Origin of the sequence: Rhodoblastus sp. 17X3, from assembly GCF_030056575.1 — a bacterium.
Lineage (GTDB): Bacteria > Pseudomonadota > Alphaproteobacteria > Rhizobiales > Beijerinckiaceae > Rhodoblastus.
In genome coordinates this window covers 33,039-49,738 of the sequence record NZ_JASHHX010000001.1, presented here as the reverse complement: position 1 = coordinate 49,738, position 16,700 = coordinate 33,039, and the positions used below count along the sequence as shown (strand labels likewise).

The window sequence follows — 16,700 nt, the reverse complement described above, 5'->3', positions numbered from 1 at the left end:
CTTTCCCGCGCGACGGGAGGGCGGCTGGTAGGACGCCCGAGCGCCCGTTCCCAACGCCCCGTCGATGAACTGCAGAACAAGTGGGCGACGAGCGCTCGACATTTTCACGTCATTCCTGAAGCATCGCGCAATAAGATCTTCCGAGCCAATTCGATGGACCTGAAAGACTCGGAACCAGAAAGACTCGGGACATGGCCTCGAAATCGGTCGAAGCTATTCCGCCGGCGCCGGCGCCAGGGCCTTTGGCGTGACCCGTTCCCGCAGGATGGCTTTCAGGATTCGCCAGCCGTCGGGCAGCGCGCGCAAATTGCTCTCGCCGTGGATGCGGACGGATTCGAAGCTGGCGACCTCGACGATCTTCAGCTTGTTCTGAAGGGCCTTGATGTTCAGGATCGTCTCGACCTCGAAGCCGGAGCAGTCCGAGCGCAACACAGGGAAACAGCGTTTCCAGAAGGCGACATATCCGTAGCAGAGGTCGCTGAAGGATCCGCCATAGAGCGTGCGGACGGCCATGGTGAGGCCCCAGTTTCCGAGCTTCCGGATCAGGGTCATGTCAACCGTGCCGGCGCCCTGGATGAAACGCGAGCCCTTGACGAAATCGGCGCCCGACATCAGCGTCGCGACATAGAGAATGATCTCTTCCGGATCCATCGATCCATCGGCGTCGAGCATGACGATGATGTCGCCGGCGGCGGCCTCGAAACCCGTCATCAGCGCGACGCCCTTGCCGCGGCGTTTCTCAGTGATGATGCGCGCCCCCGGATAGAGCCGGCGCACGACCTCGACCGTGCCATCGGTCGAGCAGCCGTCGACGATGAGCAATTCGAAAATCCAGGACGGCAGGCGCGGCAACAGCCAGGCCAGGTTCTCCGCCTCGTTGAGCGTCGGGACCACCAGCGAAACGCGAGGCAAAGGCATATTCGACGTCAAGTTGGAATTGGCGGGGTTCGCCGCTAACGCTGTTGAGCCTGCATATGACGCGTTTTGCATGATGCTCTCCTACACTTGACTTCCAGAACAGATGAAACCTCGAGTATCGACCGCTCGCGATGGGCGGCTCGCGGCAAACTAGTCTTTCGCGTTGAGCGCCGGACGGGTCCGCGCCTGGACGAGATCGCCCGGCTGAAGCACGGTCGTGCCCGTGGCGGTAAACTGGGCGACGCCTTCTCCCTGGCGCCGGACGATCACGAATTCCGTATCGAGAGCCCCCGGCGTCGAAAGCCGCGTCCGCGCCATAGCTCTCAGCACATTGGCCGCGGCGTCGCTTTCTCCCGCCGCGATGGTCGCCTCGGCGCGGGCTTCGCTCGCGTCCTTCTGGGCGTTGACCTCCGCCTGGTCCTGACGGGCCTGCAATTGCTGGCGCGCCTGGTTGTAGCGGTCGCGCGCCAGATTGAGGGAATTCAGAGTCTGCTGATTGCGATCCTGGACTTCCATCAATTCCGTCTGGGCCTGAATCAGCACCGGCCGGGCGATCGTGCCCGAGTTCATCAGCTTGTTCAGATTGGCGACGCGCTCCTTCCTCAGTTCGATCGACTGGTTCAGGATCGGCAGGCGCGCCTGTTGCAATTCCATTTCGGCTGAGGCGGATTCGACCGCGCCCTTCATGGAGGCTTCGTCCGAGGCGAGCGCCTGCATTTCCGCGCGGCGCGGCGCGAACTCATTGAAGACGAGCGCTTTCGCCTTCTCCTGGCCGGCGAGATTGGCGAGTTCAGCCGGGATGGCCGGCCGCCCCGTCGTGCGCGCGGCTTCGATCGCCGTGCTGCGCGCCATCATGCGCATGGCGCGGTCGAGCGCGGTTTGCAGCCGTTCTGTTTCGCGGGTCAGCTCGGCGACAACCCATGGCTCGACCGGCGCCTTGTCGAAACCGCCCGCGAGCGCGACGGCGTGCAGCACAGTCATGCCGGGCGTATAATCATAGCTGCCCGCGTTCTTGATCTGGCCGATTACATAGATCGGCGGATTGACGACGCTCAGGACGTTGACGAAGCCCTTACGCCCCAGAAAGGCGTCGAAGGCGCATTCGACCTGCCGCTGAAAGTCGCCCGTCCTGCGGCCCGCGGCGTTGAATTGCCCCAGCATCGGGATCGAGATCGCGCCGTCGTCCTGGACGATATATTCGGCGGACAATTCCGCACGCAACTGGAAGGCTTTCGCTGGCTCCTGATGCTGCCTTTCGCCGCCCCACTTGCCGTCTTGCGTCGGCAGCACTTCGTAGAAAGACATCTTCACCTTGTCGCCGCGACCGATCGCGACGCCCTTGCCGCTGTTCCCGGTCTGATCGGCGGCATCCTTCTGCGCGCAATCCTGCGCAGGCGACACGATTGGCGTCGCGGCCGCGTTTGCGTTTGACGAGACGGCGGTCACGGGCGCGGCCGGCGACGACTGGTCCGCCTGCGCCTGAACGGGACGCTTGGCTCCGCTTTCCTGTCCGGCCATGGCAGGGGTGTAGGCCGGCCTTCCGTCGGCGCAAATCAGGACAAACCCGGCGGCGAGGCCCAGCGCGACGAGCGAGGTGCTTTTCACCTTGTTCGACCTGGCGGATTTCGGCATGAAACCGCCTTCATTGACGGGAGCCGGTTGCGGCGCCGCCGCAGGGATGTCATCCGCGAATCCTTGCCGGAATTCCTCGCGGATTTCCGCGGCGGCCACGGAGCCCATGGGCGGCAGCGAGGCCAAGGGCGCCAGGGAGGCCAAGGGCGCCGCCGGTTTTGCCGCGCGACCCGATCTGGCCCCGATGACGACGCGATAGATGTCGAGGAGATTGCTCGTGCAATCGTCCCAATTGGCGATCTCCACATTCGGCGGGCGGCCGGGCGGGCAGTCGATGAGATCGAGCACGGCGTGGGCGATCTCAGCCGGCGGCGCGTCGGGATCGATCGTGCGCAGAAGGCCCTTGGCGGCCATTTCGACGAAGCCGGTCGAATTGCTGGCCAGAACGGCGCGTCCGAGCGAAATCGCCTCGAGCGCCGCCACGGGATGGGCTTCGTAGTCGCTCAGCAGGACGACCGCCGAGGCTCCGGCGAGGAAGTTCGACATGTGCCGGCGATTTTCGGGCGGGATGCCGCCGATCGTCACACGGTCTTCGACGCCCAGCTCGCGCGCCGTCTCGATCAGCGTTTGCTTGTACGGCCCCTCGCCGAGGACGCGCAGCCTCGCGCCGGGACGCGTCTTCAGGACTTCCGCGAAGGCCCGGATGACCCGATGATGTCCCTTGTAGCGCTCCAGCCTGCCAATCGTCACGATCAGCGGCGACGCCGGATCCAGCGCCGACGATTCATCCCCCGGCTCGATCTCGGCGCCGTTCGGCACGACGATGAATTTTTCGCGCGGGATCCGAAGAGTGCGCGAAAACAGATCCGCCTCGAATTCCGATACGCCGATCAGCTTGTCGGCGCGCTTGATGAGCGGCCTTAGCACTTCGCGCTGAACCCCCCGGATCAGATTGCGGAAATCCGACGAATGGCCGCCGCTATGGAAGGTCATGACGAAGGGAGCCTTCTTGCGGATCGCCGCCAATTGCGCGATCGGCGGCACGAAGGTGTGAAAGCCCTGAACATGGACGATGTCGGAATCCGCTTGCAAAACCTCGCGGTAAAGCTCCGGGGCGAAGAAAGCGTCGCTGGATTGCGGATAGACCGGGACGCGCGTCACGCGTATCCCCGATACGATCTCTTCCCGGGGCAACTCGCCTGTGGGATCGCCCGTAAGGACCCGCACATTATGGCCCCGTGCAGCCATTCGTCGCCCGACCTCGAACGTGTGCATTTCGATTCCGCCAATAAAAGGCAGAAATTTATGCGCGACCAGGAGGATATTAAGGCGGTCCGGGGAGTTGCTTGCAGAATTGGACTCGCCCGACACGCGCTTACCAGGAGTTTTCGTCGCCGACTTTTCCATTGGAGCCTCGTCTAAGCTTGAAAAGACGCCGTGCATTCTGTGTAACGCCAACTAATATGCTGGCGTCGCGCGCTGCGATCTCGGTCTTGCTGGCGAGAGCGCCGCCTGCGCGCCTCACCCTTTAATGAGCGCATTAATTAACTATTAACTAATCATTGATTAATTTGGCTGTCAAGGCGCTCGGGATTAAGCTCTGCCTTGAGCGCCGCTCTCGCAAGGCTCAAGCCTGTAGCGCAAGCATCGCTGCATTTCTGCGCCGCCCTTGAAATTGCTGCCTTTTCGTCGAGCCTCCCGTCTTCCGGATCATTTTGGAACGAGGCAATGGAATCCGGCCAAAAACGGCGGCACAATTCGCAGATTCGGCAGAGTTTCGCCTCTTGGGACGGCTGTTCACGCCAACGGCCATAGGCTGGCGCCTTCCGGAGCAGGCGGTCGGAAGTTTAATTCAAATCGTTGTTTTTATTTGATGATCTGGGAAAGGGCGGAGCCGCTTATTCATGCGGTGCGCAAATAAGGAAACATGTGACTAATGAAGCTTTGACCTTGACGATCCCAAGCCCGGTAATTAATTATCACGTTTTAGTGAGGCTTTCCGCGGCTGATCGGCAGGCAATGATAGCGGAGGACCAGCCGGCGGCGCGGATTCCGCGAGAATGCGCTTGATACGCTGAGCGACCTTGCTGGGAATTTTCGCCTGCAGCTGGAAACGGACATGTCCGCCAGGAACGCCGCTCATAAGGACAACCAATTTGCACGTAACGATCATGAACGCCCCAACCATGTTGTAACACGCTTGAGCAAGACTTTTAATTAAGAAGGCGTACCCTTAAATAGGGTGGCACTTAAGTCATATGATCGCCACACTATCATAGTCATTATTGCGCCGCAACAAAGCGTCCTTTAAAAATCAGCGGGCGAGGTTCGGATGGCTAGCAGGCGGCGATTTGCCCTTAAATTAGAATGCGCTTAATATGAAGCATGAAGAGCAAATCGCGATGCTGATTCCTGATACGCCCGGCCTTTCCGGCACTCCCTCGAACGATGGGAAGAAGGCCCTGTTTGCGGAGCGTTTGCGCGCCGTCATGGCCGAAAAGCGGCTGTCCGTTTCTTCATTGGCCAAGCTTGTACAGAACGAACTGCCGGGCGAGACCTTCAACCCGGTGAATATCTCGCATTACCGCGCGGGACGGTCCATGCCGCGTCCGCGCATCTTGCGCGCGCTGACGCAGGCGCTTGGGGCCAGCTTCGAAGATATCGCGCCATCCGCGGCCGAGGACGCGTTTCGCACGCCGCCGGCCATCACCGACGAACATAAGGTTCCGGGTGACGCCTCAGGGTCGGGCCCGGATCTTGCCCAGCTCGCGGGCGCCGACGCGGCGGGAACAATTCCTTCGTTTCACCTCGAGGATCTGGCAGGCGGCGAGGCGTGGCTGCAAATCAACCAGCGCCTGTCATGGTCGACCGTGATCAAGATTCTTCAAGCGTTGAAGGGCAAGGACTGAGCGGGGCGCAGGGTCCCGTTGCAGCCGAGCAAAGACGCCGCCGGGTGCGTGCGTTTACGCTGCGGCTAGACAGGCGATCCGCGGAGAAATCGAAATAGCGCGGCGGCTCGAAATCCGCCAGCGTCGGGAGCCGAAACGCCCGACGCCAGCGAAGTTCGCGTTCAGGAATGTCCCGGCCGGCTCAGGAACGACTCGTCGTGCGAGAACGCCGCCGCCATTTTCGTCGTCAGCGGCGCTGCTCCCTGATCCTTCTCGAAGCCGCCAGCGATATACTGATTCAGCAGCGCGACGGCGTTCGCGGTCGAAGCCGGCGTCATGGGCGGCGGATCGACCACGACGATTGACTGCTTGGCCGAGGTCGCAACAGCCCCGCCAATCGTGTCGCTCGCCGACACCGACAGCGTCGCGATCGGGTGCTGAGAGCCGGTATAATGCGACGTCAGCGTCAGGCCGCTATTGACCTCGGCCGCGCTCAACGGGATCGACTGGCCAGAGTAGGTATGCCCGAGACCGTCGGAAATGGTTTCGTAGGACGGGAGTCCTGCGATCGTGACCTTCACGTCGGTTGCGGAGGCCGACGCCGCCACCTTCACGCCCAGGGGGACTGTTCCGCCGCCCCCGGCGACGTTCAGGCTTGGATCGGCGATCGTGAGCGTGGGGGCCATGCTCGCGTCGGTCTCTGTGCTGATCCTGAAATTATTGGCGCTCAACTTGTCCGGCGTCACGCCCGCGATATCGATCGATCCCGTAGCCCCCAGCGCGAGCAGCGTGCCGCCGTTTCCATCGCTCTTCAAGGCGCCCAGGATGCTGCTGACCGAGCTATAGCCGCCCGCATTGTTGCGAAGTTCGATATAGCCGTTCCGGTCCTGCGCGAATCCATTGATGACGTTGGCGCCGGAACTGGTGTCGACCGCGATGCGCAGGCCGGAGCCGGTGTCGAATATGGTCGCATTGACGCCGCCGCCGAGGATCGCCGTTTCGTTATTGCCGCCCAGTCGAAGCGTCGCCGCGCCCCCGGTCAGGATGATCGTATCGTTGCCCTGGCCGCCATTGACGACGTTTGCGCCCGCGCCGAGCGTCACCGAATTGTTCCAGCCGGCAAGGGTGATCGTGTTCGCGCCGCCGCCCGCGACAATGGTCGCATTGCCTTGGCCGCCACTGACGACGTTCGTTCCTCCTCCGAGCGTCACTGAATTGTTCCAGCCGGCAAGGGTAACCAAGTTCGCGCCATTGCCCGCGACGACGGTCGCGTTGCCGGCGCCCGCATTGATCGCGTTCTTGCCATTGCCGGCGGTGACGACGTTATAATAGCCCCCAAGCGTCACGGTGTCGGAGCCGTCGCCAAGCGTGACATTATTATTTCCGCCGCCGCCGATGACCGTGTCATTTCCGCCGCCGGCCGTCACGACATTGTAATAACCGTTCAAATTGACAGCATATGGATTATCGCCCAGCGCCAGCGTCTGATTGCCGGAACTGCTGTTGATGTTGGTTACAGTGGCGACAGGCGCCACCGGCGTCGTCGGCGTGACCGGCGCAGTAGGTGTAATTGGCGCAGTCGGCGCGACCGTCGTCAGGTTGAAGGTCACGGCGTTCGACGTTCCCGTGCCGGCGACGTTGGAATCCGTCGCGGTCAGGACATTCGCGCCCGTATGGGCCAGCGTCACATTCGTCGACCATTTTCCGTCCGCGCCGACGACCGCCGTCCCGACCTGAGCGGTTCCGTCCAGAATCTTCACCGTCGAGCCGGCGTCCGCGATATCGACCGTGCCCGAGATCGTCTGGCTCGCCTGCGCGACCGTTCCGCCCGCGCTGGTGATCGCCACTGTCGGCGCCGCCGTCGTCAGGTTGAAGGTCACGGCGTTCGACGTTCCCGTCCCGGCGACGTTGGAATCCGTCGCCGTCAGGACATTCGCGCCTGTATGGGCCAGCGTCACATTCGTCGACCATTTTCCGTCCGCGCCGACGACCGCCGTCCCGACCTGCGCCGTTCCGTCCAGAATCTTCACCGTCGAACCGGCGTCCGCGATGTCAACCGTGCCCGAGATCGCCTGGCTCGCCTGCGCGACCGTTCCGCCCGCGCTGGTGATCGCCACCGTCGGGACGGTCGCGGTCGGGGCGCTCACATTGGAGCCCATGATCGTGTCGCCGCTGCCCGCCTTTTGATAGAGCTGAACGTCATTGACCAGTATTTGCATCGATTGCGGAGTCGAACTGTCCATGCTGGTGCGCCATGAGGATGCGGCCGAAGTCGCAACCTGATTGCACATGATCAATTCCATCGGCTCGTTAGGGATCGGCGCCTCGGCGCTGGTGATCTGCGCCATTTGCTTGCCGTCGAGGTACCAGGTGATCGACTGACCCGGCACCCAGTTGATCGCATAGGTGTGGAAGCCGGCCGTCAGGTCGACGCCAGTATCGATCACGCCGCCGAAGGTGCCGACTGGCGTATGAAGATGATAGGAGAACGTATCATTCGGATTGGCGGAACCATTGGTAAAGCCGCCTTCCTGGATGTCGATTTCAAAATTATTGCCGACATTTCCTGCGCCGGAGGCCGGCAGCAGCCACAGGCCGGGCCAGGAGCCGGCGCCGCCGGGCTGCTTCATGCTGATTTGAAGGTAGCCGCCGTTGAATTCGACCTTGCCATAGGTGTCGACGACACCCGCCGTCACCGGAAAGGTCTGGGGCACCACCGCGCCGTTCACATAATTCGCGCCGAGGACGCTTTTCTGCTCGGCGTTAAGCGTCAAGCCATTGTTGACCGAGACTTCGTAGGGCATGAAATATTCGGCATCATAAATGCCGCCCAGCCCGCTTCCACCATTTCCATTGCTGTCCCATGGACCGCCCTGGGTGGAATTGCTGGTCATATAGGTATTCCAATAGGCGGAATTTAAACCCGAACCGGAAAAGTCATCGCTGAAAACGAGATCGCTCGAGCTGAAGCCCGAGGGCGGGGGGAGATTTGCAGACATTTTCGTTCCTTGGTTCGACGAAAAGTATCCGAAGCCCCCACTCCGAATAGCGTATTTGTTTCCGTTGCGAGAAGCGCCTCCACAGCAACAACAACTCAAGCAACCCTTGGCTGCCCCAGAAACCAGGCTCGATTACGAATCACTTGTACGAGCCATATATTCCAGACCTAAATCGCAACTATGGCAAAAACGTGCCAGCGACACTTTATCCCGCAACGCAGCAACGACTTGTCCTTGCTAAACTTCGCAGTCCCTCGCGATTAATCCGCTAATGGCGCCATTAAGCGGAGAGGATCGGCCGCCGGCGTCGCGCGCCCTCAACCTTCGCGCCGCCGCCGCCCCGGCACGAGCCTGAATATGCCAATCATCGCTTTTGACGAGCCCAAGGAGGCGCAAAGGCGAAAACCAACGGCCCATTCCGTTCACGTCCCTTTCATTTCGTCGCCCAATCTATTTTCGCTGTTTTCATACTGCTTAATTTAATGTAATTTATCTTCATGGCATTGCTCGAAGGCGGTTCCGCGTGAAAGGGCAGATGGATCGATGACGTTCATTTCACGCGCATTTCGCAGTCCCTTATCGGCCGGAGCGCAACTCACGTCGCGCCAGCAACGTGAATCCGCCGTCCTGACGCCTGCGACAGGCCCGGCGGCGAGATTAAAGCCGTCGACATTCGGGAGATGGCGCTGAAGTAAAACATTGGCGATCGAGAACGTTCGGGGGCGTCTCGCGCCATTTGCTTTCGCAGCGCGTCTAAACAAATTCAGACATTGCTTTTCTGGTGTGCCCCCACATGCCGGAGAACGGCCCGGCGGACGCTTTGCGAAAGGCGTTGTAGGGATTCGAGCACGCTCGATCAAAACCCTGGGTATCCCTCGCGCCGGGTTCGAATTCGCCAGCCGCTCGGTTTTCGTGTGAGGCCGCTGGCAAGCGAGCGATTTGATGACGCGCGCGTCGCGGGCGTTTGCCTCCTCTCAAAGAGCCAATCGGCGGCCCGTAGGGCCGCCCCCCAAGAAAGGAAGCCGGCCAGATTGGACAGGATCTGAACGGGAAATGACAAGTAGCGCCAATTCCAGCTGACCATGGAAGTCCACATCGCCGCCCATTCCGGGAACAGGAGGATTGTTCAAATGACCAACCAGTTCGCTGTCATCGTGGGCGCGGCGATTATCGCCCTTACAATCCTTCTCGGGAATGTCAGCGATTCATACCAGATCTCGGCGGGCACCGACTCGCATGGCAATCCGTTCGTCTGGCGCGTTAATGTGCGCTCCGGAAAGATTCAGAATTGCTATCTCGATCGCAATGCGCCGAGTGCGGAGGTGCAGCCCCAGGGCGCCCCGCCGAAGATGATCATTCAATGCAACCCCGAGTGATAGGCGCTGGGGCCTTCTTCGGCGAAGCATCGGATGAACAGAAACGCGTCTGACGCGTCCCGCGCGTTCAGCAGATCAGGGCATGGCTGGAAAATCGCTCCGCCTGTGGGCGGCCACCAGTTGCTTCAATGACTGGGGCTCAATGACCTCGACCTTGTCGCCCCACGCATAGAGGTGCCAGCACATCTCCAGCTGGCCAGACGCCCTGAAACGAACGACGAGCGAGCCATCGGCCTCGTCCTCCATCGTCTGATCCGGGTGAAACTGGTAAAGCCGCGCATGCTCCGCCGCTTCGGGACAGAACCGCCACGCCACGTCGCCATATTCGGCGTCATTCTGATAGACGCCGAAGGCCCGGTTGGCGAAAGTCTGAAGATCGAAATTGCCCGGGCGGACGAAAGGCTGGTCGGTGACGCGCGCCGCGTCGACGCCGTCAAGCCGATAGGTGCGGATTGCGCCATGCGGGTCGTTGACGGGGCGCCCGACGATATAGCGGCGCGCGCCGGCAAGGACCCCATAAGGCGCGACAAGGCGGATTTTTGCCGCTTCATCCTTCCGGGAGCGGTAACGCAGCTCGAGAATGCGGCAGCTCTTGAGGGCTTCGAGGATCGCTTCTCCCGCCGCCTCGTCGAACTTGGGCCGCGGGCCGGGCCGGGCGATGACCCCCTGCGCCTCCAGCAAGGCTTCGTGGTCGGTTTCGAGCCGCGCCATCGAACGCCGGGGCACCAGAGTCAGGATCTTGTCCTTCAGCCGGTGCAAAGCGCGAACTTCCGGCTCCGATCCGGAGCGGCCCAGTTCTGAGATGGCGAGGTCGAGCGCCGCCAGTTCCTCAGGCGCGAGGCTCATCAGATCGCGGAGGTGTCCGCCCTCGAATCGCCAGCGTTTGCGCCCGTCCTCGCCAAACGAGGCGACGACGTCGGGAAACGAATCCTCGAGCGCGCCCATCATCCTCTGAGCCGTGCGATGTGCGCAGCGGAAACGCTCCGTCACATCGTCCAGCGTGATGCCGGTATGGCGACCAGCCGCCAATGTCGCGAGTTCGAGAAGCTGATCGGCCTTGGCGAACGACATCCACCCACTCCCATGACACTATCTGTCACCCCCATGCTACAGGCGAAGCCTTGAACAGGACAACAGGGGGCGGGCGCCGCCGGTCGACTTCAGCGCCGCAGGGCGCCAAGCGGGCGAATTCGGCGTCCAGGACGCCCTGAATATCCCGTTTATGCTTTGTTCAGATGTCCGTTTCTGTCGTCCCGGCGTGCAATTTTCATTTCAACGCAGATGAAGGAAATCGCCATGCTTACGAGACACGCTGAAATGCGCTGCCAGCAGCGCGGCGTCCGCCCCGAAGTCGTCGCCACGCTTCTTGACTATGGCCGGAGCGTCCGCCGGCACGGCGCCGACATCTGCTTCATGGATCGCTCGGCCCGCCGCCGCGCCCGGAACGCCTTGGGAGCCGACGCCTATGCGCGGGTCGCGGACCGGCTCGACGGCTATCTCGTCGTCGCCGACGACGGTCAGATCATCACCGTCGCCCCGCGTCTCAAGCGGCTCAAATTCTGACGCCGGCAAGACACGGGGAGTTCAAGCCTGCCTTCAATACCAACTACGTCGATATTGTTCCTGCCGCCGACAGTAAATCCAGCCTTTTTGAAATTCCTTTGTAGAAAAGAGAGTGCTTATGTGTGAGCGTAAATCATATCAACAAACCCGATCGCCGAGCGATCCCGCCGAGACCAGATATCTGGTCTGCCTCAACGGATATCCTGTGGCGTCCGCGCCGGATTTCGACGACGCAGTCGCTCAGGCGCAGCAGATATGGCCGCGCTCCTGCGAGGATTCCTTTTCGATTTACGAGATTGAGAGCCGCATTCATTTCGACCTGATCACGGGCGACGGCGGCAGGCGGATAAATCCGCGGTGATCGGCGCCTTTGCGCGACGGGCCTTGTCCAGGAACGAGGCCCGCCTTTCCGAGCAGAACCGGGAGGAGATGGTTCGCTCCAAGCCTCGATTTCCGGCCGGTCCGTCGGCTTCTCCCTGGGCGCGCCAATTCAATTCGGGGACGAATATATCGCTGTCAAGTTTCCTCTCCGAAAACCGGGCGCGGCAGGCAGGAGAGCGTCCGCTTCCAGACGCTGGTCGACTGATCAATCCGCCATTGTCTCGGCGGAAATCCGGCTCCCGAACACTGAGACGACTTTCGCGATGGCGCCGTGAGATTTGTCGGGCGCATCAATTCGTCAGTTGCGCCGCCCGTTCGCTGGCCGCCTTCACCGCCCCCCAATCACCCGCCGCAATCAATTCGGGCTTGAGCATCCAGGAGCCGCCGACGCAAATGATGTTCGGAAGGGCAAGATAGCTCGGCGCGCTTTCGAGCGTCACGCCTCCCGTCGGACAAAAGCGCAATTGCGGCAAGGGCGAAGCCAGCGCCTTCAGATAGGGCGCTCCGCCCGCCGGCTCGGCGGGGAAGAACTTTGCGAAGCGGTAGCCCCGCTCGATCAACGCCATGGCCTGGGACGCATTGGCGACGCCCGGCAAGAGCAGCGCGCCCGAAGAGTCTGCCGCGTCCAGCAAAGCTTCCGTCGCCCCCGGCGACACCGCAAAGCGCGCTCCAGCTTCCTGCGCCGCCGCAAGTTGACGCGGATTTAGCACCGTCCCGACGCCGACCACCGCGCCTTCGACTTCGGCGGCGATGATGCGGATCGCTTCCAGCGCCGCCTCGGTCCGCAGCGTCACTTCGATGGCGGACAGTCCGCCGGCCACAAGGGCGCGCGCTAATGGCGCCGCGTCAGCCAGCTTCTCGATCACGACGACAGGGACGACCGGCGCGCGGCGTAGAATGTCTTCGAGGCCGTCTTGCGGAAGTTGCGTCGTCATGCTTTCGCTCCTGAGAAGATGCTTGCGCCCCTGTCGGCGGACCCGACCGAAGCGCGAAACTGGGAAAAGAGCTCGCGGCCCGTTCCCACATGCGAGGCGGAGAGATCTTCGCTGGCGAGCGGACGCGCCGCCCATTCCTCGGCGGGAACCAGAACCGTCAGCGTACCGGCGACAGCATCGAGCCGAATGATGTCGCCATCCTGGACTTTGGCGATGGGGCCGCCGTCCAGAGCTTCCGGCGTCAGATGGATCGCCGCGGGAACTTTGCCCGAAGCGCCCGACATCCGGCCATCGGTGACGAGCGCGACCTTGAAGCCTCGATCCTGCAAGACGCCGAGCGGCGGCGTCAGCTTGTGCAATTCCGGCATGCCGATCGCGCGCGGCCCCTGAAAGCGTATGACGGCGATGAAATCGCGCTCGAGCTCCCCCGCCTTGAAGGCCGCCTGCAGCGCCTCCTGCGAATGGAACACCAGCGCCGGCGCCTCGATGATATGCCGCTCCGGCGCGACCGCGGAGGTTTTGATCACCGCCCTGCCGAGATCGCCTTCGAGGATGCGCAAGCCGCCCGTGGCGCTGAAGGGCGCCTGCACGCCGCGCAAGATCGCATCGTCCCCACTCGACGCCGGACCTTCGCGCCAGGCGACTTCTCCGTCGTCGCCGAGGGTCGGCTCCTGGCAGTAGGAGGCCAAGGTCCCGCCAAAAACGGTGGCGGCGTCCGCATGCAGCAGCCCGGCGCCCAGCAATTCGCGGATGACATAGACGGTGCCGCCCGCAGCATGAAACTGGTTCACGTCGGCCTGACCGTTCGGATAGACCCGCGCCAGCAGGGGCGTGACTTCGGCGACCTGTTCGAAATCGCGCAGGTCCAGCGTCAATCCTGCCGCCGCCGCCATGGCGACGAGATGGATTACGGCGTTGGTCGAGCCGCCGGTTGCGGCAAGGCCCGCCATCGCATTGACGACGGAACGCTCGTCGATCATCTGGCCGACAGGCAGGAATTGCGCGCCCAATGCGCTGTGGGCGATGACCTGCCGGACCGCAGCCCGGGTCAAGGCGTCGCGCAAGGGCGTATCCGGGTTGACGAAGGATGAGCCCGGAAGATGCAGGCCCATGAATTCCATGAGCATCTCGTTGGTGTTGGCCGTGCCGTAGAATGTGCAGGTGCCCGGCGCATGATAGGAACGCGCCTCCACCTCCAGCAGTGCGGCCCGATCGACCTTGCCCTCGGCGAAGAGCTGGCGGACGCGGTTTTTCTCGGCGTTCGGGACGCCCGAGGGCATAGGTCCCGAAGGAATGAAAATGGCCGGCAGATGCCCGAAGGACAAGGCGCCGATCACGAGCCCCGGAACGATCTTGTCGCAGATGCCGAGCAGCGCCACGGCGTCGAAGGTCTGATGCGACAGCGCGACGGCCACCGCCAGGGCGATGACGTCGCGCGAGAATAGCGACAGCTCCATGCCGGCCTCGCCCTGCGTGATCCCGTCGCACATGGCGGGGACGCCGCCGGCGACCTGGGCCGTCGCGCCAAACGCGCGCGCCGCGGACCGGATCAGTTCGGGATAGCGCTCATAGGGCCTGTGGGCGGAGAGCATATCGTTATAGGCGGTGACGATGCCCAGATTTGGCGTCGAACCCTTGCGCAGCGCCTCCTTGTCATCGGCAGCGCAGGCGGCGAAGCCATGCGCCTGATTGGCGCAGCCCAGGCGCCGGCGCTGAGGCGCGGCGGACGCGGCGGCGGCGATCCGGTCAAGATAGCGCGTCCGCGCGTCCCTGCTGCGCCGGGCGATCGCCCCGGTGACGTCGCCAATTCTGTCGTTCAAAATAGCCATGATCTGTCCTCGATTTCTGATCGCCTTGCGTCAGCAACGTCAGGCGCGCCAGAACGTCTCCAGCGGCCGGTCGCCGCGCAAAAATGCGCGAATGGGCATGTCTTCGACCGGCCCCGGCTGTTCGGCCGCGCGCAAGGCGCGCAGCTTCGCCTCGCCTTCGATGTGCAGAAGGATCAGGCCGGCGTTCCTGAGCGTTGGAAAGTTGAGCGTGACGCGCGGCTCGACGGCCCCGGGCGCGCGGACGATCGCCACTTTCCGCTTGGTCGAAGGGTTCAGGGCTTCCGCCAGACCGTCGCCGTTCGGGAAGAACGAGGCGGTGTGGCCGTCCTCGCCCATGCCAAGGACGGCGACCGCCAAAGGGAACGACAGAGCGTCGATACGAGCGGCGACCTCCTCAATTCCGCCTTCAGGCGACGGACTCGGACTGGTCAGCGGGATGAACCGCGCCGCAGCCGCGCCGCCGCGCAAAAGACAATTGCGCACCAATCGGGCGTTCGAGCGTCCGGACAATTCGCCGACCCAACGCTCGTCGACCAGCGTGATGTCGACCGCGCCCCAGTCGATTGGCTGCGCGGAAAGCGCTTCGAAAAACTGAAGCGGCGTTGAGCCGCCCGACACGGCCAGAATAGCACGGGGGGCAGTTTGCAGCCGCTCCGCCAAAGCTGCGGCGACCCGACGGGCCAGCGCGCTGGCCAGCGCCTCGCTTGTCTCGAAAGTTCGCAGCGCGACTGGCGTTGGGCCTTTGGACCGGGACTCGCTCATTCGCCGTCCTCGACCCAGGTCCGGCCGTCGCGCTCGATCAGGGCGATCGAGGCCGACGGCCCCCAACTGCCCGCGACATAGGGACGCGGCGCCTCTTTCGACTCCGCCCAGGCCTGACGGATCGGGTCGATGAACGCCCAGGCGGCCTCGACTTCGTCGCGCCGCATGAACAAGGTGGCGTTGCCCCGGATCACGTCCATCAGCAGCCGCTCATAGGCCTCGGGGGTATGAACGCCGAAGGCTTCGGCGAAGCTCATATCGAGCGGCACATGCTGAAGGCGGAAGCCTCCCGGCCCCGGCTCCTTGATCATCAGCCAGAGCTTGATGCCTTCATCGGGTTGGAGCCTGATGACAAGCTTGGTCTGGTGAACCTTGCCGGCGCTCGATGGAAACAAGGCGTGCGGAGCTTTGCGGAAGACCACGACGATTTCGGAAATGCGTTCGGGCAATCTCTTGCCGGTGCGCAGATAAAAGGGAACGCCCGCCCAGCGCCAGTTCTCGATTTCGAGTTTCAACGCGACGAAGGTCTCGGTGACGGTGTCGGGATCGCCGACTTCGTCGACATAGCCGCGCACGGCCTCGCCGAACGCCGCGCCCGCGCGATATTGTCCGCGCACGGTCCGCTCCGAGGCGTTGCCCGCGTCGATCTTCAGCAGCGACTGGAGCACCTTGCGCTTTTCATCGCGCACGGCGTCGGCGGTCAGCGACGCCGGCGGCTCCATCGCGACGAGACAGAGCAGTTGCAGGAGATGGTTTTGCACCATGTCCCGCAGCGCGCCGGATTTGTCGTAATAACCTGCGCGGCTTTCGACGCCGATGCTTTCGGACACGGTGATCTGCACGTGATCGATATGGCCGGAGTTCCAGAGCGGCTCGAACAGGGCGTTGGCGAAACGCAAGGCCATCAGGTTCTGAACCGTCTCCTTGCCGAGATAATGATCGATGCGGTAAATCTGGCTTTCCGCGAACACAGCGCCCAGGGCGTCGTTGATCGCGGCGGCCGACGCGCCATCCTTGCCGATGGGCTTTTCGACGATCACGCGCGCCGCCGGCGTGATCAATTGATGCGCTGAAAGCCGGTTCGCGATCTTGCCGAATAATTCGGGCGATGTGGCGAGATAGAAAGCCCGGACGCGCGCCGGATCGTCTCCCAGAATTGTCCCGAGATCGGCCCATCCTGCGTCGCCGCCCGCATCCACGGTGACGTAATCCAGCAAGGCGACGAAGGCTTCAAGCGCGTCGGAGTCCTTGACGTGGGCCGGATCGAAACGCTTCAGCGCATCGGCGACGGCGAAGGCGAATTCGTCGCGGCTCATGCGCTGGCGCGACACGCCGACGATGCGTGTCCCCGGCGAAAGCTGGCCCTCGATATGGCGGCGGAACAAGGCCGGATAAAGCTTGCGATAGGACAGATCCCCGGTCCCGCCGAAAACCACCAGATCGAACGGCTCGACTTGCAGAATTTGTGTGGTCATTG

At 62.8% G+C, this 16,700-nt stretch carries 11 protein-coding genes; 3 read left to right on the top strand and 8 right to left on the bottom strand.

The window, feature by feature from the left end; translation table 11 throughout:
* Window positions 1-213: 213 nt before the first annotated feature.
* Together QM467_RS00210 and QM467_RS00205 are read right to left on the bottom strand one after the other, a co-directional pair.
* Window positions 214-918, bottom strand: coding sequence for a glycosyltransferase family 2 protein (locus QM467_RS00210; RefSeq protein ID WP_283364265.1), 705 nt, complete (start codon window positions 916-918; stop codon window positions 214-216).
* A gap of 150 nt (window positions 919-1,068) precedes the next feature.
* Window positions 1,069-3,897, bottom strand: coding sequence for a glycosyltransferase (locus QM467_RS00205; RefSeq protein WP_283364264.1), 2,829 nt, complete (start codon window positions 3,895-3,897; stop codon window positions 1,069-1,071).
* A 995-nt stretch (window positions 3,898-4,892) separates the two neighbouring features.
* Between QM467_RS00205 and QM467_RS00200 the strand changes: the two genes are divergently transcribed.
* Complete coding sequence (locus tag QM467_RS00200; protein WP_283364263.1) at window positions 4,893-5,399, top strand: helix-turn-helix domain-containing protein; 507 nt, start codon at window positions 4,893-4,895, stop codon at window positions 5,397-5,399.
* Between the two features lie 161 nt (window positions 5,400-5,560).
* Here the strand turns inward: QM467_RS00200 and QM467_RS00195 are convergent, their stop codons facing one another.
* Complete coding sequence (locus QM467_RS00195) at window positions 5,561-8,272, bottom strand: family 16 glycosylhydrolase (RefSeq protein ID WP_283364262.1); 2,712 nt, start codon at window positions 8,270-8,272, stop codon at window positions 5,561-5,563.
* Window positions 8,273-9,507: 1,235 nt separating this feature from the next.
* Here QM467_RS00195 and QM467_RS00190 point away from each other — a divergent pair.
* The gene (locus QM467_RS00190) at window positions 9,508-9,753 is read left to right on the top strand and encodes a hypothetical protein (protein ID WP_283364261.1); all 246 of its coding nucleotides are present in this window, start codon (window positions 9,508-9,510) and stop codon (window positions 9,751-9,753) included.
* Window positions 9,754-9,828: 75 nt separating this feature from the next.
* Here QM467_RS00190 and QM467_RS00185 read toward each other — a convergent pair whose 3' ends face one another.
* On the bottom strand, window positions 9,829-10,824 hold the full coding sequence (locus tag QM467_RS00185; RefSeq protein WP_283364260.1) for a helix-turn-helix transcriptional regulator: 996 nt from the start codon (window positions 10,822-10,824) through the stop codon (window positions 9,829-9,831).
* A gap of 225 nt (window positions 10,825-11,049) precedes the next feature.
* Here QM467_RS00185 and QM467_RS00180 point away from each other — a divergent pair, with 225 nt between their 5' ends.
* Complete coding sequence (locus QM467_RS00180) at window positions 11,050-11,316, top strand: hypothetical protein (RefSeq protein ID WP_283364259.1); 267 nt, start codon at window positions 11,050-11,052, stop codon at window positions 11,314-11,316.
* A gap of 671 nt (window positions 11,317-11,987) precedes the next feature.
* Here the strand turns inward: QM467_RS00180 and eda are convergent.
* The 4 genes from eda to zwf are packed head-to-tail and all read right to left on the bottom strand — an operon-like array spanning window position 11,988 to window position 16,698.
* A complete protein-coding gene (eda, locus tag QM467_RS00175) occupies window positions 11,988-12,632 on the bottom strand; it encodes a bifunctional 4-hydroxy-2-oxoglutarate aldolase/2-dehydro-3-deoxy-phosphogluconate aldolase (RefSeq protein WP_283364258.1) in 645 nt (214 codons plus the stop codon).
* Complete coding sequence (gene edd / locus QM467_RS00170) at window positions 12,629-14,461, bottom strand: phosphogluconate dehydratase (RefSeq protein ID WP_283364257.1); 1,833 nt, start codon at window positions 14,459-14,461, stop codon at window positions 12,629-12,631. Before edd ends, eda begins: the two co-directional genes overlap by 4 nt.
* Window positions 14,462-14,500: 39 nt before the next feature.
* Window positions 14,501-15,223: a 6-phosphogluconolactonase gene (gene pgl / locus QM467_RS00165; protein ID WP_283364256.1), complete on the bottom strand. Its 723-nt coding sequence runs from the start codon at window positions 15,221-15,223 to the stop codon at window positions 14,501-14,503.
* The gene (gene zwf, locus QM467_RS00160) at window positions 15,220-16,698 is read right to left on the bottom strand and encodes a glucose-6-phosphate dehydrogenase (RefSeq protein ID WP_283364255.1); all 1,479 of its coding nucleotides are present in this window, start codon (window positions 16,696-16,698) and stop codon (window positions 15,220-15,222) included. The genes pgl and zwf overlap by 4 nt, the downstream gene beginning before the upstream one ends.
* Between the last annotated feature and the right edge of the window lie 2 nt (window positions 16,699-16,700).